Origin of the sequence: Aeromonas aquatica, assembly GCF_000764655.1 — a bacterium.
In the GTDB taxonomy this organism is placed as follows: Bacteria; Pseudomonadota; Gammaproteobacteria; order Enterobacterales; family Aeromonadaceae; genus Aeromonas; species Aeromonas aquatica.
The window spans coordinates 13,176-29,910 of sequence record NZ_JRGL01000005.1; the positions used below are offsets into that span (position 1 = coordinate 13,176).

A 16,735-nucleotide genomic window follows, 5' to 3' on the forward strand; every position below is an offset into this window, starting at 1 on the left:
ATTCACTTCTTCGGTGGATGGTCCCCCATCGCTCTCCTGCTACCTTCATCCGAACTAGTTTGGATTAGGAAGCGGGCATATTAATCAAAAAACTGTGAGCTGTCTCGCACTCACCCCCTAGGTGCGCGCACTTTTTTCCAGGCAGCTCCTTTCCTGACATAATGTTAAATGTTCGTTATGCGTCAATGAGTTAGAGCACCTTTCCCGGCGCACTCCAATCGGGGCCCCGATGGTGGCTTTTATATCGACAGCACCTTTCGTCTCGACCAGAAAAACTTGCCAACATATCCAATCAAAATGCTTGCACAGAAACGCAATAAGAAGATAATTCCGCGCATAACTAAGCACTTTGCACCGAAGTTATGCACTGTGCCTGGTGGGTCCCTCCGGACCACTCGCCTGAGCCGGCCGTCGCCGGTTCAATCGCATATGGCTTGGGCCTATCACGCCCCCTAAGGATCTTCAAAAGAGAATGAACGAGACTCTGGTCGCACAAGATTACCGTCAGTTGGTTGAACAATTTGGCTCTCCCCTGCTGCTGCTCGACAAGGCAGCCGTCCGCAAACAGTATCGGGCCCTGGCAGCCGCCCTGCCCGATGTGCGCTTGCACTATGCACTCAAGCCCCTGCCTCACGAGGCGGTGGTCTCTGTATTGAAGGAAGAGGGGGCCTGTTTCGATCTGGCCACCAATGGCGAAGTGGATCTGGTGCGCAGCCAAGGGGTTCGCCCGGGCCGTTGCATTCACACTCACCCCATCAAGCGCGACAGCGACATCCGCTATGCGCTGGAATTCGGTTGCACCGTCTTTGTCTATGACAACCCGCTGGAGCTGGAGAAGTTCATTCCCTACAAGGACGAGGTGAAGCTGCTGCTGCGAGTCAGCTTCCCGAACCCGGAGACCAAGGTCGATCTCTCCAAGAAGTTTGGCTGCACCCCGGAGCAGGCGCTGCCGCTGCTGCAACTGGCTCAGGCCAAGGGGATCAAGGTGATGGGGCTGTCGTTCCACGTCGGCTCCCAGGTGCCCCACTCCCGTCGCCACGTGCAGGCCATCGACGCCTGCCGCGAGATCATGGAGCAGGCCTGGGATCTCGGGCTCAAGCCCTGGGTGCTGGATATCGGTGGCGGTTTCCCGGTGGACTATGAGGGTGGCGAGTTCGACATCGACGGCTTCTGCGCCCCGATCCGCGCGGCGCTGGCCAAGCTGCCCGCCACAGTGCAGAAGATCGCCGAGCCGGGCCGCTTCATCAGCGCGCCGGCCATGACCTCGGTGTCCAGCGTGATGGGCAAGGCCCACCGCGGTGACAAGATCTGGTACTACCTGGATGACGGCCTCTACGGCAGCTACAACGGTCAGCTCTATGACCATGTCACCTACCCGGTGAGCACTCCCTATGCCCACGGCGAGCTGCACAATGCGGTGCTCTCCGGCCCCACCTGCGACAGCGTGGACGTGATCCGCGACGGCATCATGCTGCCGGATCTGGCGATCGGCGAGCTGGTCATCGGTCGGGTGATGGGGGCCTACACCTGGGCCTCGGCCTCCACCTTCAACTTCTTCCCCAAGGCGAGCATCCTCATACTGGACAGCGCCCAGAAGCAGAAACTGGTGGCCGTGGCCTGAGCCACCATCGAGCGCGCCAATAAGAAGGGGGAAGCCGATGCTTCCCCCTTCTTCATGTCAATCCGCTGATCGATAAGGTCGGCGACCCTCTCTCAATAGTGGCAAAATCTGCCCACTCCACAGCATAAACGACCACCGATAAATACACTTTTAGATAAATTGACTACCCAGCAGCCAGGAGGTGTAAGCCACGAAGATGGCGAGCAGCAGGCCCCCTTCCCAGCGGTTGATCCGCCCCTGCCCCTTGCGGCCAAGACACATGATCAGCAGCAACAGGGTCAGCCCCATCATCACCGACCAGTCACGGGAGAGCACCATGGAGTCCACCTCCAGCGGCGCTATGCCGGCGGCGATGCCGACCACCGCCAGGGTGTTGAACAGGTTGGAGCCGAGCACGTTGCCGAGGGCCAGATCGTGCTCCTTCTTGCGAATGGCGATGAGGGAGGAGGCGAGCTCCGGCAATGAGGTGCCCACCGCCACGATCGTCAGGCCAATCACCAGATCACTGATGCCGAGCGCCTGGGCTATGGTGACGGCGCCCCACACCAGCAGGCGGGAGGCCAGGACCAGCAGCACCAGACCGACCACCAGCCAGATCAGCGCCCGCTTGCGTGACATGCCTTCGCTGCTGATGTCGTCCTCGGTGTCAGCGTCGAGCGCATCCCCCTTGCCGCGCATGCCCGCCCAGATGGACCAGCCCATCAGCCCCAGGAACACGGCCCCCAGGATCAGGGCGTCCGTGCCCCCCAGATGACCGTCAATCAGCAGGGCACCGGAGAGCAGGGTGATGCCGAGCAGTATGGGGATCTCCTTGCGCACCACCTGGGAGGAGACGGCGATGGGGCTGATGAGGGCGGTCAGCCCCAGGATCAGGGCGATGTTGGTGATGTTGGAGCCATAGGCGTTGCCCAGCGCCAGCCCGGGGTTGCCCTGGGCGGCTGCCAGCGCGGAGACCACCATCTCCGGGGCCGAGGTACCAAAGCCGATAATCACCATGCCGATGAGCAAGGGCGGCATGCCGGCGTAACGGGCGGTCGCGGCGGCGCCATCCACAAATTTATCCGCACTCCAGACCAGCAGCGCCAGTCCGGCAATCAGGGCAACAAAAGCCAGGGTCATAATCGTCTATCCCATCCACTCAAACACGAGAGCCAGGCTGCAAACCTGGCTCCACCCAAAAGCGGGCTCAGTGTAGCGGGCCGCCTTGCTATTTCAAGATGAAATCAAACAATGATTAACATTTTATAGCGCGGCCAGCAGGCTCTGGGCATCGGACACCTCGAACTTGCCGGGCGCCTCCACAAACAGCCGCTGCACCACGCCGTCCCGGGCGATCAGGGCGAAGCGCTGGGCGCGCAGGCCGCCAAAAGACCCGGTCTCCTTGGCCAGGCCGAGCGCCTGGGTCCAACTGCCGTCCCCGTCCGCCAGCATGGTGATGGCCTCGGCATTTTGCGCCTCGCGCCACGCCTTCATCACGAAGGCGTCGTTCACCGACAGGCAATAAATGGCATCGACGCCCTTGGCCTTGAACTCGTCCGCCAGCACCACATAACCGGGCAAGTGAGCGTTGGAGCAGGTGGGGGTAAAGGCGCCGGGTACCGCAAACAGCACCACCTTCTTGCCCGCAAACAGGGCCTGGGTGTCCTGGACTTGCTTGCCCTCGCCGGTGATAAAGGTAAATTCGCCCGCGGGCAGGGATTGGCCGACTGTGATCATGATGTCTCGTCCTTAAGTGGATGAAAGAAGCCCAGTCTACGCCAAGTCAGAAAGGGGTGACACCGGCTCAAGAGTACCTGCGCCCCTGACCGATTTGGATGGCGAGCCGGGAGACAGACCTGAATCATTATGCTCGATCGGATCGCCGAGCCAGCCAGGTCGCGATGGCGAGCAGGGAATCCGGGGTGAACTCATGGGCCCGCAACCCTATCTCGGCGAGGCTCATCCAGTGCACGGCGCTCACCTCTTCCGCCTGCAGTTGCAAGGGACCCTGATAGCGGCAACTGAACAGGCCTCCCCAGACCCGGTAGCCCTTTCCGTCCAGCTCTCCTTCGGCGTAGAAGGTGCCAAAGCTTTGCAGGGGCACACCGTGGATCCCCAACTCCTCCGCCAGCTCGCGCCGGGCTGAGGGCTCCATCGCCTCACCCTGGGTCACCACGCCACCGGCGCAGGCGTCCAGCATACCGGGACAGAAGTCCTTGCCGAGGGTGCGGCGCTGCACCAGCACGCGCCCGGCGTCATCGAGCACCAGGATATAGCTGGCACGATGACGCAGATTCTCCCGCCGAACCCTGGCCCGCTCGGCGACCCCGATCACTCGGTCCTGCTCATCCACTACGTCTACCCACTCCACGCACGCTACCCCGTTGAAACCCTCGATGAGCAGCAGTATATCGAGGCCAGGGCCCGGCGCGGCACTACTTTTTCAACACACGGGGAGAAGGTTTTCAATCCTAGGTGGAAGCCCACGCCGAGGCAGGCTGCAAGGAAAAAATGGATTCATACAACCCTCCATAAAATGTCACACTGGTGTCACGCAAGGGCGGCATAGTGTGCCCTGTCCAAGCAACAGGGTGTTTTGCCATGAAGGTGTTCAAGCAGTTGTCTCCTCGCCAGATTGCCCGCCATATCAAGAGCTTTCATCAGGGGAGCTTCATGGTAGAAGCGCTGGGGCGATTCGAATTTCAGGGTGGGGCCATCGACTTGAGGACACTGAGCTGCCATCAGGCGCTACGCCTGGCCCGGCAGATCAATCTGGCGGTGCGCGATCTGCGCACCACGACCCTGTTGCCGGGCTGACATACTCCGTCTGTAGTCTGCTTCCATGCATGTCTTTGCCCGCCGCTCATCGAGCGAGCGGGCTATTTTCATCCCACGAGGCCTGCGCTCAATGCTGCAGGATCTGGGAGAGGAACAGCTTGGTGCGCTCCGACTGGGGATGGTCGAAGAACTGATCCGGCACGTTCTCTTCGATGATCTGACCACGGTCCATAAATATAACCCGATCCGCCACCTGCTTGGCAAAGCCCATCTCGTGAGTGACGCAGAGCATGGTCATCCCCTCATGGGCCAGCTCCACCATGACATCCAGCACCTCCCGCACCATCTCGGGATCCAGCGCCGAGGTCGGCTCGTCGAACAGCATCACCTGCGGGTTCATGCAGAGGCTGCGGGCAATGGCCACCCGCTGTTGCTGGCCGCCGGAGAGCTGGCCCGGGTACTTGAGGGCCTGCTCCGGGATCCTGACCCGGCGCAGGAAGGTCATGGCGATCTCCTCGGCCTCCTTGCGCGGCAACTGCTTGACCCAGATGGGGGCCAGGCAGCAGTTTTCCAGCACCGTCAGATGGGGGAAGAGGTTGAAGTGCTGGAACACCATGCCCACCTCGCGGCGCACCATCTCAATGTTCTTGAGATCCGAGGTGAGCGCCGTGCCCTTAACCAGTATGTCGCCACTCTGGTGCTCCTCCAGCCGGTTGATGCAGCGGATCATGGTGGACTTGCCCGAGCCGGATGGCCCGCAGATGACGATCTTCTCGCCCTTGCCCACCTGCAGGTTGATGTTACGCAGCACATGAAACTCGCCGTACCACTTATTGACAGATTTAAGTTCTACTACAGCGTCTGTTTTCATCTCGAAACAACTCCTGCTCTCTTGCTCACCCGCACATTGATGTTGTGCAACTCAAAAAAACCGCCATATCGCTTGTTAACTGACCTGAGTGCCATCACAGGGTCTCTTCTCATCTCGAACTACTCCTAATGCTTGTGACCCGTGCTGAGTTTGTGCTCCAGATAGATGGAGTAGCGGGACATGCCAAAACAGAACATCCAGAAGATCATGGCGATAAACACATAGGCCTCGGTGGAAAAACCCAGCCAGGCCGGATCCGCCAGCGCCACCTTGGAGATGGCGAGCAAGTCGAACAGGCCGATGATCAGCACCAGGCTGGTGTCCTTGAACAGAGAGATAAAGGTGTTCACCAGGGAGGGGATGGTGATCTTGAGGGCCTGGGGCATGATGATGAGCCCCATCAGCTTCCAGTAGGAGAGCCCCAGCGCCTCCCCCGCCTCGTACTGCCCCCTGGGGATCGCCTGCAAGCCGCCGCGCACCACTTCCGCCACATAGGCCGCCTGGAACAAGATGATGCCGATCAGCGCCCGCAGCAGCTTGTCGAGCTCCACCTCGCTGGTCATGAACAGCGGCAGCATGACGGACGCCATGAACAGCACCGTGATGAGCGGTACCGCGCGCCAGAACTCGATATAGACGGTGGAGAGACTGGAGATCACCGGCATGTGGGAGCGACGCCCCAACGCCAGCAAGATCCCGAATGGCAGCGCGACCGCTATCCCCACCACCGCCAGCACCAGGGTCAGCATCAGCCCGCCCCAACGGTTGGTATCTATCACCTCCAGCCCGGCGCCGCCGTGGATCAGCAAGAAGGCGATGACCGGAAATACCAGCAGGGTAAATAACGCCAGCCAGCCCTTGCGCGGTGTGCGTGGCCAGATGAGCAACGCCAGCAGCGCCGCCAGCCCGACGAAGGTCAGATTGATGCGCCAATACTGATCCGCCGGGTAGAAACCGTAGAGGTATTGCCCCAGCCGGCTCTCGATAAAGATCCAGCAAGCCCCGCCCGCAACACAGTCGGCGCGGCCGCTCCCCTGCCAGGTGGCCGAGAACAGCGCCCAGTCCAGCGCGGACCAGATGAGGGGCAACAGCAGGTAAGCCAGCACCAGGGTCAGCAGCCCATTCCACCAGTTGGGGAACAAGTTCTGCCTGCACCAGGCCAGTACACCGCGCCTGTTGTCGGGAGGTGGCAGCGCCTCTTGTAGATCGTTCACGAACATGGAAGCTCCCTAGCGCTCAACCAGCGTCATCTTGCGGTTGTAGATGTTCATCAGGACTGAGGTGGTGATGCTGATGAGGAGATAGACACCCATGGTCATGGCGATGACCTCGATCGCCTGCCCCGTCTGGTTGAGGGTGGTGCCCATGAACACCGAGACCAGATCCGGGTAGCCGATGGCAGTGGCCAGGGACGAGTTCTTGGTGAGGTTCAGATACTGGCTGGTGAGCGGCGGTATGATGACCCGCATCGCCTGGGGAATGACCACCAGCCGCAGGGTCTTGGTAGGTGACAGTCCCAGCGCGGAGGCCGCCTCCGTCTGGCCCTTGCTGATGGCGAGGATGCCGGATCGCACTATCTCGGCGATGAAGGCCGCCGTATAGATGGTCAACGCCAGCAGCAGCGCCGCGAGCTCGGGCAATACCGTCAACCCGCCCCGGAAGTTGAAGCCTTGCAGGGTCGGGATGCTCCAGGCAAGCGGGCTCCCCGCCAGCAGGAAGGTGATGAGGGGCAGCAGGACGACAAGTCCCATGCTGCAGCTCCAGACCGGGAAGATCCTGCCGGTCAGTTCCTGGCGACGGCGAGCCCAGCGTCGCAGCCCCCAGCTGACCAGCACCGCCAGTAGCAAGGCCCAGAGCACATAACCAAATCCTGCTTCAAACAACGGCTTGGGCAGGTAGAAGCCCCGCACGTTGAGGAAGGCGATTCCCCCCATCTCCACGCTCTGGCGGGGCGATGGCAGGGTGCGTAGCACCGAGAAGTACCAGAAGAAGATCTGCAGCAGCAGTGGAATGTTGCGAAAGGTCTCGATATAGAGGGTGGCAATCTTGGCCACCAGCCAGTTGCTCGACAGGCGAGCAACCCCGAGCACGAAGCCCAGCAGGGTGGCAAACAGGATGCCGAGCACAGAGACCAGCAGGGTGTTGAGCAGCCCGACCACGAAGGTACGGCCAAAGGTATAGGTCTCGTCGTAGGGGATCAGGCTCTGCAGAATGCCGAACCCGGCCGCATTGCCCAGAAAATCGAAGCCGGTGGTGATACCACGGGTCGCCAGATTGGTCAGGGCATTGTTGATGATGTAGAACAGAAACGCGATAACGGCCGCGACGGCCAAGCACTGAAAGATCAGGGCCCGCACCTTAGCGTCATACCACCAGCGGCCCTGTTTCTTCCTATGGTTTGATGCATGTAACGCCATCAGGATGACTCCGACAAAGCCAAGGCAAGGGGAACATGGGGGGCCAAGCCCCCCAACAACTCATCGACTCAACGGATGGGCGGTGCGTACATCAGGCCGCCCTTGTTCCAGAGTGCGTTGATACCGCGATCGATCTTGAGGGGAGAACCGGCCCCCACGTTGCGATCGAAGGATTCACCATAGTTGCCGACCTGCTTGACGATGTTGTAGGCCCACTTGTCATCCAGTCCCAGCACATTGCCCTTGGGCTCTTCCAGCCCCAGCAGACGGCGGATGTCCGGATTGGTGGATTTCAGCATCTCGTCCACGTTGGCGCTGGTCACCCCAGCCTCTTCGGCGTTGAGCATGGCGTACAGGCTCCAGCGCACCACCTTGAACCACTGCTCATCCCCCTGACGCACCGCCGGGCCCAGCGGCTCCTTGGAGATGACTTCAGGTAATACCAGCGCCTCTTCCGGCTTGGTCAGCTTGATCCTGAGGGAGTAGAGCTGGGACTGATCCGAGGTCAGCACATCGCAGCGCCCCGCCTCGAACCCCTTGACGGTCTGATCCGAGGTATCGAACACCACTGGGGTATATTTCATGCCGCCGTTGGCACGGAAGTAATCCGCCAGGTTGAGTTCGGTGGTGGTACCGGACTGGATGCACACCGCGGCGCCGTCCAGCTCCTTGGCGCCCTTGACCCCGAGGGATTGCTTGACCAAGAAACCCTGGCCGTCGTAGTAGTTCACCCCGGCGAAGGTCAGGCCCAGGGATCCATCACGTGTCAGCGTCCAAGTGGTATTGCGAGAGAGCAGGTCCACTTCACCCGACTGCAAGGCGGTAAATCTCTCCTTGGCGGTGAGAGAGACGTATTTGACCTTGGTGGCATCCCCCAGCACGGCGGCGGCCACGGCGCGGCAGACATCCACGTCCAGACCGGTCCAGGTGCCCTTGGCATCCGGGTTGGAGAAGCCGGGCAGCCCATCGCCGACCCCGCACTGCACGAACCCCTTCTTCTTGACCGCATCCAGGGTGCCGTCTGCCCAGACATTGGCTGCCGTCAGCGACAGCACTATCACCATACCCGCCTTGTGTATCTGCTTCATGTCACTCTTCCCTGTGGTTTGATTCAAGATGGCACCAAAAATCCTGCAAGATGCCAGCGTTTTCCCTGCTTTTTTGCAGCTTATCCAGCCGGTCGAAAACCTGTCAATCGGTGCAATCGAGCCCAACTCTGGTGCAACAGCACAAAATGTTTGAGGGGACCGATATACGCCTTATGAATAAAAAATAGACCCTTATCGACAAAATAGCATACTGAAATATCCCCCTCGGACCAGGGAGATTATTTTTTCGGCAAAATGGATCTGCACAACAGTGGTGCACGGCATGAATTGTTAACTGACTCATTAATATTGAGTTTTAATTCTATGGCCCGCCCCTGGGCAAGATGCCCCGGGAGCTGGCGTCATGGCCATGAGCCCTTGCTCGATAGGCGCCTGACCGGCGGGAAAGAGGTGGGGTGGAAAGGGGATTCAACCGCCGCGCGGGCCGTCTTCGATCTCGGTGATGACACCGTTTTCGACGGTCACAAACTGCATGAACTCGCTCTTACCGAAGTTGTAGGTCCAGCGCTCGGCATACTTGACCGTCATCCGGGCGCCGAAGCCGTTCTCCTCGTAGCGGGTAAGATCTTCCTTGAGCATCGGCTGACCGCAGCGGATCAGCAGTTCGGCCGTGGTATCCCCCTCGGTCAGCAGGGCGCTCTTGCAACGCAGGGTGCCGGCGCTCACCGGCAGTGCGGCAGCCATCAGCAACAACCACAGAGTTGATTTCATTTGGCGCTCCATTTGAACAACATAGCGCCCAGTGCGACGCACACCAGCGCGAACAGCATCACCTGGGCCAGGGGCCCCGCCACCTGCTGCCAGCCCGCCCCCTCCAGCATCACGGCCCGAGCCGCCTCGATGATCTGGCTCAGCGGCAAGCGGGCCCCGATGCCCTGCAACCAGGGGGGAGCGCCTTCCAGCGAAAACCAGACGCCGGATAAGAACATCATGGGCAGGCTGATGAGATTGAGCAAACCGCTCGCCAGCTCTTCATTCTGGATGCGGGCGGCGATGAGCAGCCCGAGGGACGCCATGGCAGTGCCACCGACCAGGGCGATCAGCAGCAGCAGCCAGCCCGAGCCGAGCAGCGGCACCCCCAGCAGCCAGTAAGCCACCAGAAACACCAGCAGGCTCACCACCAGAGTGATCAGCACCCGTGACAGCAACTGGGCACAGAGAAACTCGGCGGCAGAAAGCGGCGTGGCCCGCAGCCGCTTGAGCACCCCGTTCTTGCGATAACGGACTATGACGAAGCCCACCCCGAACAGACCGGAGAACATCAGGTTCATGCCGATGACGCCTGGCAGCAGCCAGTCGCCGTAGCGGATGGCCTGACCGCTCAGGGTCTCCTTGTGCAGTGACACTGGGACAGCCTGGCGCAGCAGGTATTCCGCCATGGCGCCCTGAGGGGCATCCGGATTGACCCAGTAACGGCTCAGTGCCGGCGCGAGCAGCAGATCCAGCTGATGATGGCGCACCTTGAGCTGGCCCCTCCCTTCGTCGTCATAGGGGATCAGCTTGAGCAGCGGAATGCGCTGCAGGGGTTGATAGGCCGCGGGCAGCACTCCCAACACCCCGATCTGCACCAGGGGTTTGGGGGGGCCGGAGAAGATGAGGGAGAAGCCTATTACCAGCAACAGCGGAAACACCAGGTTCCAGACCAGCGCCGCCCTGTCCCGCACGAATTCGAGGTTGCGGGCATAGAAGAGCGCACCGATGCGCTTGATGGATCCACTGGCACGCTGGATGGTATCGCTCATGCGCCACTCCTCAGGCTATGGCCGGTCAGATGCAAGAAGAGATCCTCCAGATTGGGAGATCGCACCTGCATGCCGGTGAGCGGCACCCCCAGAGCGAGCAGCTGTGGCAGCAGGGCGGCCACATCGGGGCAGCTCAACTCCACCAGCTCCCCGTGGCGCTGCAGCGGATGCCCCAGACTCGCGAGGGCCGGGTGATCCATCAGCCGCACCAGCACACCGTCAAAGTGCTGGGCCAGCAGAGCCGCCGGTGTATCCAGGCTGAGCAGGTGGCCGTGATCGACGATGGCGATGCGATCGCACAGTTGCTGCGCCTCGTCCATGTAGTGGGTGGTGAGCACCACCGTCTTGCCCTGGGCCTTGACGGCCTCGATGCGCTGCCAGAAGTGGTGGCGCGCCTGGGGATCCAGCCCTGTGGTGGGTTCGTCCAGAAACAGCAGCTCGGGATCGCCGAGCAGGGCCAGCGCCAGCAGCAGCCGTTGACGCTGGCCGCCGGAGAGCTTGCGGCTGTCCCGGTCGATAAACTCGCCGAGGGCGCACAGCTCGATCAGCAGCTCCCGTGGCAAGGGGTTGGGGTAGAGGCTGGCGAACAGGCGCAGGGTGTCGCGTACCGTCAGAAAATCCTGCAGCGCCGTGTGCTGAAACTGGATGCCGATGCGCGAGCGGTAATCGGGGCCACGGGGGGCGCCATGAAACAGGATCTGGCCGCCGTCCGGGGTGTGGATCCCCTCCAGCAGCTCAATGGTGGTGGTCTTGCCCGCCCCGTTCGGGCCGAGCAGGCCAAAACAGCTGCCGGCGGGGATGGCAAAGCTGAGCCCGTCCACCGCCTTCACATCGGGGAAATGCTTGATAAGGTCAACGACTTCGAGGATGGGCGTCATGATCTCTCTCCCGGGAGCTGACCTGACTATATCCAAAAGCCCCACATCTGCCCATTGCTCGGCCCGAGAGCCCAAAAACAAACGGCGACCCTGGGGCCGCCGTTTGCATCAAGCCAGCCGGATCACAGGATGTCCAGCAGCTCCACTTCGAAGACCAGCGCGGAGTACGGCGGGATGGAGCCGGCACCACGGGCACCGTAGGCCAGATCGTGGGGGATGTAGAGCTTCCACTTGGAGCCAACCGGCATCATCTGCAGCGCTTCCACCCAACCGGCGATGACGCCGGTCACCGGGAATTCGGCCGGCTCGCCACGGGCAACCGAGCTGTCGAACACGCCACCGTGGGTGAAGGTACCGTGGTAGTGCACGCGCACGGACTGACCGGCCACCGGCACGGCGCCATCGCCTTCGACCATGACTTCGTATTGCAGACCGGTGTCGGTCACTTTCACGTCGGCACGCTTGGCGTTGTCGGCCAGGAAGGCTTCGCCATCGGCGGCAGCGGCCTTGGCAACCGTTTCCTGCTCTTCCTGCATGCGGGCGGTGATGACCTGGAAGGCATCGTTGATATCATCACGGCTAACCGCGAACTCCAGACCATTCAGGGCATCTGCCAGGCCTTGTTGCAGGGCCGGGATATCCAGACCGGCGAAGGCTTGCTGCGCCAGCTGATCACCCATGTTGCGGCCGATGCCATAGCTGGCCTTCTGTTCGATAGAGTCGTATTGGGACATTGAGAGTTAGCTCCAGATCCAAGTAATGAGGCATTAAAAAAAGAGACGGGATGATATCAGACTTTTTCCCGAGGTGCTGCGGGTGGCCGCCCTGATTTCCCCGCTCGTGGGAGAGAGTTCACACAAGTCAGGGATAAACGCCGCCCATCGACGGCGATCTGTTTACCGTGCTGTTCAGCGAGGCTCGCACCGTGGCCACCTTGGTGCCGTCGGTGATATTGACCCGGCCATCGTCCTATGGTCCCCATGTTGACACCGTGACAAGGAGAGACACCCGGCCACCGCACCAATGTCTTATCAGGCGCGATCCAGCAAAGCCCTAACCGCGGCCACCTTGGTGCCGTCGGTGATATTGACCCGGCCGTCGTCCGAGGTGCCCATGTTCACTCCGTGGGGCACCATGCCACCACGCCAGCCCATGCCGGACATGTGCACCTCGTCCACGCCGGTGAACTCGAGGATGGTGCGCACGTTGTCGGCATTGACGCCGGCCCCCGGCATCAGGCTGGCCCGGCCCGCCAGGGTCTGCTGCATGGCTTGCAAGGTCTCCAGCCCCGCCAGGGCGGTCGGGGCATGACCGGAACTCAGGATCCGCTCACAACCGGCCGCCACTATGGTCTCCAGATCGGCACGCCAGTTGGAGCTGAGATCGATGGCGCGATGGAAGGTGACGCCGAGGGGGCCGGCCGCCTCCACCAACTGCCGGAGCTGCCCGGCGGGCACCCGGCCGGTCTCGTCCAGCAGGCCTATCACCACCCCTTGCAGGCCAGCGGCGCGGGCGGCGGCGATATCCAGCAGCATGAGTTCAAATTCGGCGGCACTGAAACAGAAATCCCCGGCACGGGGGCGGATCATGGCGTATACGGGGATGGTCGCATGGCGCGCCACCTGCTGCATGAAGCCATAGGAAGGGGTGAGGCCGCCGAGTCCCAGCGCAGAGCAGAGCTCGATGCGATCCGCGCCGGCTTGTTGGGCGGTAAACAGGGATTCCAGGTTGTCGATACAGATTTCAAGACGGGTCATGATGACTCCTTATCCGGGGAGATCAGACCCTGTGTCTGATCTCATAAATTGAGCAGAGCCGCGCCGCGCACGCCGCCGGCACCGCCGAAACGGGCCTGACGAACGGCAGGCAGGGCGACCCCTGGCAGCAGGTGGCCGGGCAGACGCCGGGGCAGCTCTTCGTATAACACGGGCAGGCCGCTTAGCCCTCCTCCCAGCACCACCACCTCGGGATCGATCACCGAGATGGCGGTGGCGAGCCCGGCGGCCAGGATCTCCAGCCAGCAATCGAGGGTGGCCAGGGCACTCGCCTCACCGGCCTCAACACGGGCGACGATCTGGTGGCCGCTGGCGCGCTCGCCGTGAAAATGCAGATAGAGCCGCTCCAGGCCGGTGCCCGAGGCATAAGTTTCAAAACAGACCGGTCGGCCGCAACCACAACGGGGGCGGGGCAGCTCGGGATACATCATCAGGATGGTGGCCGGCAGCGGGTAGTGACCTATCTCCCCCGCCAGCCAGTTGCGCCCCTGGATGAGCTTGCCCGCCAGATAGACGGCGCCGCCGATGCCGGTGCCTATGGTCATCCCCAGCGCGCTCTCGGCGCCGGCCGCCGCCCCCTGATGCACTTCAGACCAGAGGAAGCAGTTCGCATCGTTGTCGACGCTGACGGGGCGACCGAGCAATGTGGCCAGATCGGCCCCAAGATGACGGCCGTGGATGGCGGGCAGGTTCGCCGCCACTATGCTGCGATCCTGGCGATTGAGAATGCCGGGAAAGCCGATACCGACCGCCCCTCTGGTACCAAAACGGGCGTCAGACTCCATAACCCGGCTGTGAATGAGTCGTTGCAATCCTGGGTAGTCATCACCTGGGGTGCTCATGCGCTCCTCGTGACAGAGGTTCAGAGCGCCGTCATAGACCGCAAACGCAATCTTGGTGCCACCAATATCAAAGCCGTAATACATGCCACACTCCCTTGCCGGTGAACCTGTCCACCTCAGTCTGTCCAGAAGGGGCACATTGTATTAATTCGCAAAAAAAATAAAGTCACCATGGGGAAAAAATGGGAGCCAGCTCAAAGCAAACGGAACATTTGCCGCTGCAGGCAAGGTTGCCCCAGGCTCTGCAAGGTACGCTCCTCCCCATCGAACACGAAGCCACGGCGCAGGTAGAACCCCTCGCCGATCTCGTTGCCATCGAGCAGCCACAACCTGACACATTCACAGCCAGCCCGACGCATCTGCATCGCCACCGCCTGCCACAACCGCTTGCCATGGCCCTGGCGCCAATGACCGGGATGCAGATAGAGGGCACGGATGCGCGCCGTCATCAGTGTGCCCTCCAGCGCCGGCTGCCAGTAGAGCAGGCCGATGATGACCTCATCCAGGCAGAGCAGCATGGGAGTGGGGCCAGATTCTGCCAGCCGGCGATGCCAGATCTGCAGATGATCGGTGACGGCCAGCTGGGCCAGCAAATCTTCCCCCAGCATCTCGCCATAGGCCGCCAGCCAGCTGGCCCGCTGCATCACCGTCATGGCGGCGGCATCGGCGGGACGGGCCAGCCGCAGGCTTATGCCTTGCACTGAGGAGTCAAACCGGCTGCACGGGCCTGCTGATACAGGGGCTGCGCCTCGGCCTGCTGGGCTTGCAGCTCGGCGATGCGGTTCTGATCACTCGGGTGGGTGGAGAGCAGCTGCGGCGGCGCCTTGCCACCGGAGGCGGCACTCATGTTCTGCCACAGGGGAATGGCCTGGGCCGGGTCGAAGCCCGCACGGGCCATCAGATCCAGCCCAAGCCGATCGGCCTCGCTCTCCTGCTCACGGCCATAGGGCAGAGTAATGCCGACCTGAACCCCGAGGCCGAGCGCGGCCATGGTGGCACCGCCCCCCTGGCTGCTGCCGATGGCGGCATCGGCCACCGCCAGCCCGATGCCGGTCAGCTGCTCGCGAGAGAGCCGCTCGTTGGAGTGCTGGGCCAGCACGTGGGTCAGCTCGTGGCCGATGACGGTGGCGAGCTGATCCTGATTCTTGGCGACTTTGAGCAGGCCACTGTAGACCCCGATCTTGCCGCCGGGCAGGGCGAAGGCGTTCACCTCCTTGGAGTCGAACACCACCACCTCCCAGCTGGTGATGCCGTAGCTCGCCGGCACCTGGGCGGTGACCGCCTTGGCCACGCAAGAGACATAGGCATTTATCTTGGCATCGGTGCTTACCTTCTCCTGCTTCTTCATCTGTTCGAACGAGTCGGCCCCCAGCTGGTTCATCTGCTGGGGGGAGAAGAGCAGCATCTGGCTGCGGCCGGTCGGAGACTGGGCACAACCGGCCAGCAGGGCGCTGCACAGGGCAGCCAGGCCGAATTTGGACAGAGAAGAGGCACGCATGAAGGGATCCTTTACCATGAGGTGATTGCCCTATTCTCGGAAATGCAGCCGTCCGGTGCAAGCAGGCTGCCATGTCCTGCGACCAAAAAGGTCCCGAAACACCAATAAAAACGAGCCCACATGGGGCTCGTTTGTCTGTCATGAGAAGACGGGAGTATTACATCACGCCCAGCTTCTTCAGGTCGGCCTGGACCACCTTGGCCGGGACAGGTACATAACCGTCCTTGGCCACGATGTTCTGACCGGCCTTGGACAGGATCATCTTCACAAACTCTTGCTCCATCGGGGAGAGCGGCTTGTTCGGGTGCTTGTTCACGTAAACGTACAGGAAGCGCGACAGCGGGTACTTGCCGGTGATGGCGTTGTCCGAGGTGGCCTCGATGAAGGTCTTGCCATCCTTGGAGAGCGGCACGGCGCGCACACCCGAGGTGACATAACCGATACCCGAGTAGCCGATGCCGTTCAGGGAGGAGGAGACGGACTGCACCACGGAAGCCGAACCCGGCTGCTCGTTCACGCCGCTCTTGAAGTCGCCGTTACACAGGGCGTGCTCCTTGAAGTAGCCATAGGTACCGGATACCGAGTTGCGCCCGAACAGTTGCAGATCCTTGGCGGACCAGCTGCCATCCAGACCCAGATCAGACCACTTGGTGGCCGCCTTGGCTTCGCCGCACTTGAGGGTGCTGGAGAAGATGGCATCGATCTGCGGCATGGTCAGCCCCTTGATGGGGTTGTCCTTGTTGACGAACACCGCCAGAGCATCGACCGCGACGCGGATGGCGGTCGGCTTGTAGCCATAGCGCTTCTCAAATGCCTCTTCTTCACCGGCCTTCATGGCGCGGCTCATGGGGCCAAACTGGGCGACACCTTCGGTCAGCGCGGTCGGGGCGGTTGAAGAACCGGCGGCCTGGATCTGCACGTTGACGTTGGGGTACATGCGCTTAAATTCTTCGGCCCACAGGGTCATCATGTTGGCCAGGGTGTCCGAGCCGACAGAGGACAGGTTGCCCGAGATGCCGCTGGTCGGGGTGTAATCCGGCAGGTCTTTATCCACACCGGCAGCCAGGGCGCTGACAGAAAACAGGGTTGCTGCGGTGAATCCGATCACACCGGCCAGTTTGTTGAGTTTCATCCAATCTCTCCAAAGTTACAAAAGGCGATTACCTTGAGTTTCATTCTGTCTCCTCTCTCCAAGGTGACAGAAGGCTATTGCCAATACATGGCG

19 protein-coding genes are annotated in these 16,735 nt (G+C 61.6%); 3 read left to right on the forward strand and 16 right to left on the reverse strand.

All coding sequences use genetic code 11. The features are described from left to right. Positions 1 to 472: 472 nt before the first annotated feature. Positions 473 to 1,621 (forward strand): type III PLP-dependent enzyme, encoded by a 1,149-nt coding sequence (locus LG30_RS0100075; protein ID WP_033128669.1) that lies wholly within the window; start codon positions 473 to 475, stop codon positions 1,619 to 1,621. A gap of 150 nt (positions 1,622 to 1,771) precedes the next feature. Here the strand turns inward: LG30_RS0100075 and LG30_RS0100080 are convergent, their stop codons facing one another. The 3 genes from LG30_RS0100080 to yfcD form a co-directional block, all read right to left on the reverse strand. Next, positions 1,772 to 2,740, reverse strand: a complete 969-nt coding sequence (locus tag LG30_RS0100080; RefSeq protein WP_033128670.1) for a calcium/sodium antiporter — start codon at positions 2,738 to 2,740, stop codon at positions 1,772 to 1,774. A 123-nt stretch (positions 2,741 to 2,863) separates the two neighbouring features. Further along, on the reverse strand, positions 2,864 to 3,337 hold the full coding sequence (locus LG30_RS0100085; protein ID WP_033128671.1) for a peroxiredoxin: 474 nt from the start codon (positions 3,335 to 3,337) through the stop codon (positions 2,864 to 2,866). A 127-nt stretch (positions 3,338 to 3,464) separates the two neighbouring features. Beyond that, positions 3,465 to 3,971: an NUDIX hydrolase YfcD gene (yfcD, locus tag LG30_RS0100090; RefSeq protein ID WP_033128672.1), complete on the reverse strand. Its 507-nt coding sequence runs from the start codon at positions 3,969 to 3,971 to the stop codon at positions 3,465 to 3,467. A 230-nt stretch (positions 3,972 to 4,201) separates the two neighbouring features. Between yfcD and LG30_RS0100095 the strand changes: the two genes are divergently transcribed. Further along, positions 4,202 to 4,417, forward strand: a complete 216-nt coding sequence (locus LG30_RS0100095) for a DUF1107 family protein (protein WP_033128673.1) — start codon at positions 4,202 to 4,204, stop codon at positions 4,415 to 4,417. 88 nt (positions 4,418 to 4,505) lie between these two features. Here the strand turns inward: LG30_RS0100095 and LG30_RS0100100 are convergent, their stop codons facing one another. The 4 genes from LG30_RS0100100 to LG30_RS0100115 form a co-directional block, all read right to left on the reverse strand. After that, the gene (locus tag LG30_RS0100100) at positions 4,506 to 5,249 is read right to left on the reverse strand and encodes an amino acid ABC transporter ATP-binding protein (protein WP_033128674.1); all 744 of its coding nucleotides are present in this window, start codon (positions 5,247 to 5,249) and stop codon (positions 4,506 to 4,508) included. 125 nt (positions 5,250 to 5,374) lie between these two features. Further along, complete coding sequence (locus LG30_RS0100105; protein ID WP_033128675.1) at positions 5,375 to 6,469, reverse strand: amino acid ABC transporter permease; 1,095 nt, start codon at positions 6,467 to 6,469, stop codon at positions 5,375 to 5,377. A gap of 9 nt (positions 6,470 to 6,478) precedes the next feature. Continuing rightward, positions 6,479 to 7,666: an amino acid ABC transporter permease gene (locus LG30_RS0100110; RefSeq protein ID WP_238566361.1), complete on the reverse strand. Its 1,188-nt coding sequence runs from the start codon at positions 7,664 to 7,666 to the stop codon at positions 6,479 to 6,481. Positions 7,667 to 7,734: 68 nt separating this feature from the next. Continuing rightward, the gene (locus LG30_RS0100115) at positions 7,735 to 8,754 is read right to left on the reverse strand and encodes an amino acid ABC transporter substrate-binding protein (RefSeq protein WP_033128677.1); all 1,020 of its coding nucleotides are present in this window, start codon (positions 8,752 to 8,754) and stop codon (positions 7,735 to 7,737) included. 28 nt (positions 8,755 to 8,782) lie between these two features. Here LG30_RS0100115 and LG30_RS22840 point away from each other — a divergent pair, with 28 nt between their 5' ends. Next, positions 8,783 to 8,908, forward strand: coding sequence for a hypothetical protein (locus tag LG30_RS22840; RefSeq protein ID WP_274518473.1), 126 nt, complete (start codon positions 8,783 to 8,785; stop codon positions 8,906 to 8,908). A 275-nt stretch (positions 8,909 to 9,183) separates the two neighbouring features. Here the strand turns inward: LG30_RS22840 and LG30_RS0100120 are convergent, their stop codons facing one another. The 9 genes from LG30_RS0100120 to LG30_RS0100160 all read right to left on the reverse strand — a co-directional run bounded on the left by LG30_RS0100120 (position 9,184) and on the right by LG30_RS0100160 (position 16,642). Next, a complete protein-coding gene (locus tag LG30_RS0100120) occupies positions 9,184 to 9,486 on the reverse strand; it encodes a DUF2845 domain-containing protein (protein WP_152598954.1) in 303 nt (100 codons plus the stop codon). Continuing rightward, entirely contained in the window at positions 9,483 to 10,517 is a 1,035-nt protein-coding gene (locus LG30_RS0100125) for an ABC transporter permease (RefSeq protein ID WP_033128679.1), read from the reverse strand. The genes LG30_RS0100120 and LG30_RS0100125 overlap by 4 nt, the downstream gene beginning before the upstream one ends. Beyond that, complete coding sequence (locus tag LG30_RS0100130) at positions 10,514 to 11,395, reverse strand: ABC transporter ATP-binding protein (RefSeq protein ID WP_033128680.1); 882 nt, start codon at positions 11,393 to 11,395, stop codon at positions 10,514 to 10,516. The genes LG30_RS0100125 and LG30_RS0100130 overlap by 4 nt, the downstream gene beginning before the upstream one ends. A 122-nt stretch (positions 11,396 to 11,517) precedes the next feature. Continuing rightward, the gene (locus tag LG30_RS0100135; RefSeq protein ID WP_033128681.1) at positions 11,518 to 12,129 is read right to left on the reverse strand and encodes a BamJ family beta-barrel-assembly machinery protein; all 612 of its coding nucleotides are present in this window, start codon (positions 12,127 to 12,129) and stop codon (positions 11,518 to 11,520) included. 297 nt (positions 12,130 to 12,426) lie between these two features. Continuing rightward, complete coding sequence (locus LG30_RS0100140; protein WP_033128682.1) at positions 12,427 to 13,152, reverse strand: copper homeostasis protein CutC; 726 nt, start codon at positions 13,150 to 13,152, stop codon at positions 12,427 to 12,429. Positions 13,153 to 13,193: 41 nt separating this feature from the next. After that, the gene (locus tag LG30_RS0100145) at positions 13,194 to 14,096 is read right to left on the reverse strand and encodes an ROK family protein (protein ID WP_033128683.1); all 903 of its coding nucleotides are present in this window, start codon (positions 14,094 to 14,096) and stop codon (positions 13,194 to 13,196) included. 110 nt (positions 14,097 to 14,206) lie between these two features. After that, positions 14,207 to 14,713 carry a GNAT family N-acetyltransferase gene (locus LG30_RS0100150; RefSeq protein ID WP_033128684.1) on the reverse strand — a complete coding sequence of 169 codons (507 nt, stop codon included), beginning with the start codon at positions 14,711 to 14,713 and terminating at the stop codon, positions 14,207 to 14,209. Beyond that, positions 14,701 to 15,510, reverse strand: coding sequence for a M48 family metallopeptidase (locus LG30_RS0100155; RefSeq protein ID WP_152598955.1), 810 nt, complete (start codon positions 15,508 to 15,510; stop codon positions 14,701 to 14,703). The genes LG30_RS0100150 and LG30_RS0100155 overlap by 13 nt, the downstream gene beginning before the upstream one ends. 157 nt (positions 15,511 to 15,667) lie before the next feature. Continuing rightward, positions 15,668 to 16,642, reverse strand: a complete 975-nt coding sequence (locus tag LG30_RS0100160; protein WP_033128686.1) for a PstS family phosphate ABC transporter substrate-binding protein — start codon at positions 16,640 to 16,642, stop codon at positions 15,668 to 15,670. Positions 16,643 to 16,735 lie beyond the last annotated feature (93 nt).

Coding starts and splice junctions, on each gene's coding strand:
- LG30_RS0100075 (WP_033128669.1), top strand. CDS start 473: ATGAACGAGACTCTGGTCGCACAAGATTACCGTCAGTTGGTTGAACAA.
- LG30_RS22840 (WP_274518473.1), top strand. CDS start 8,783: ATGGCACCAAAAATCCTGCAAGATGCCAGCGTTTTCCCTGCTTTTTTG.
- LG30_RS0100105 (WP_033128675.1), bottom strand. CDS start 6,469: ATGTTCGTGAACGATCTACAAGAGGCGCTGCCACCTCCCGACAACAGG.
- LG30_RS0100120 (WP_152598954.1), bottom strand. CDS start 9,486: ATGAAATCAACTCTGTGGTTGTTGCTGATGGCTGCCGCACTGCCGGTG.
- LG30_RS0100130 (WP_033128680.1), bottom strand. CDS start 11,395: ATGACGCCCATCCTCGAAGTCGTTGACCTTATCAAGCATTTCCCCGAT.
- LG30_RS0100110 (WP_238566361.1), bottom strand. CDS start 7,666: ATGGCGTTACATGCATCAAACCATAGGAAGAAACAGGGCCGCTGGTGG.
- LG30_RS0100100 (WP_033128674.1), bottom strand. CDS start 5,249: ATGAAAACAGACGCTGTAGTAGAACTTAAATCTGTCAATAAGTGGTAC.
- LG30_RS0100125 (WP_033128679.1), bottom strand. CDS start 10,517: ATGAGCGATACCATCCAGCGTGCCAGTGGATCCATCAAGCGCATCGGT.
- LG30_RS0100085 (WP_033128671.1), bottom strand. CDS start 3,337: ATGATCACAGTCGGCCAATCCCTGCCCGCGGGCGAATTTACCTTTATC.
- LG30_RS0100095 (WP_033128673.1), top strand. CDS start 4,202: ATGAAGGTGTTCAAGCAGTTGTCTCCTCGCCAGATTGCCCGCCATATC.
- LG30_RS0100145 (WP_033128683.1), bottom strand. CDS start 14,096: ATGTATTACGGCTTTGATATTGGTGGCACCAAGATTGCGTTTGCGGTC.
- LG30_RS0100135 (WP_033128681.1), bottom strand. CDS start 12,129: ATGTCCCAATACGACTCTATCGAACAGAAGGCCAGCTATGGCATCGGC.
- LG30_RS0100155 (WP_152598955.1), bottom strand. CDS start 15,510: ATGCGTGCCTCTTCTCTGTCCAAATTCGGCCTGGCTGCCCTGTGCAGC.
- LG30_RS0100115 (WP_033128677.1), bottom strand. CDS start 8,754: ATGAAGCAGATACACAAGGCGGGTATGGTGATAGTGCTGTCGCTGACG.
- LG30_RS0100080 (WP_033128670.1), bottom strand. CDS start 2,740: ATGACCCTGGCTTTTGTTGCCCTGATTGCCGGACTGGCGCTGCTGGTC.
- LG30_RS0100140 (WP_033128682.1), bottom strand. CDS start 13,152: ATGACCCGTCTTGAAATCTGTATCGACAACCTGGAATCCCTGTTTACC.
- LG30_RS0100160 (WP_033128686.1), bottom strand. CDS start 16,642: ATGAAACTCAACAAACTGGCCGGTGTGATCGGATTCACCGCAGCAACC.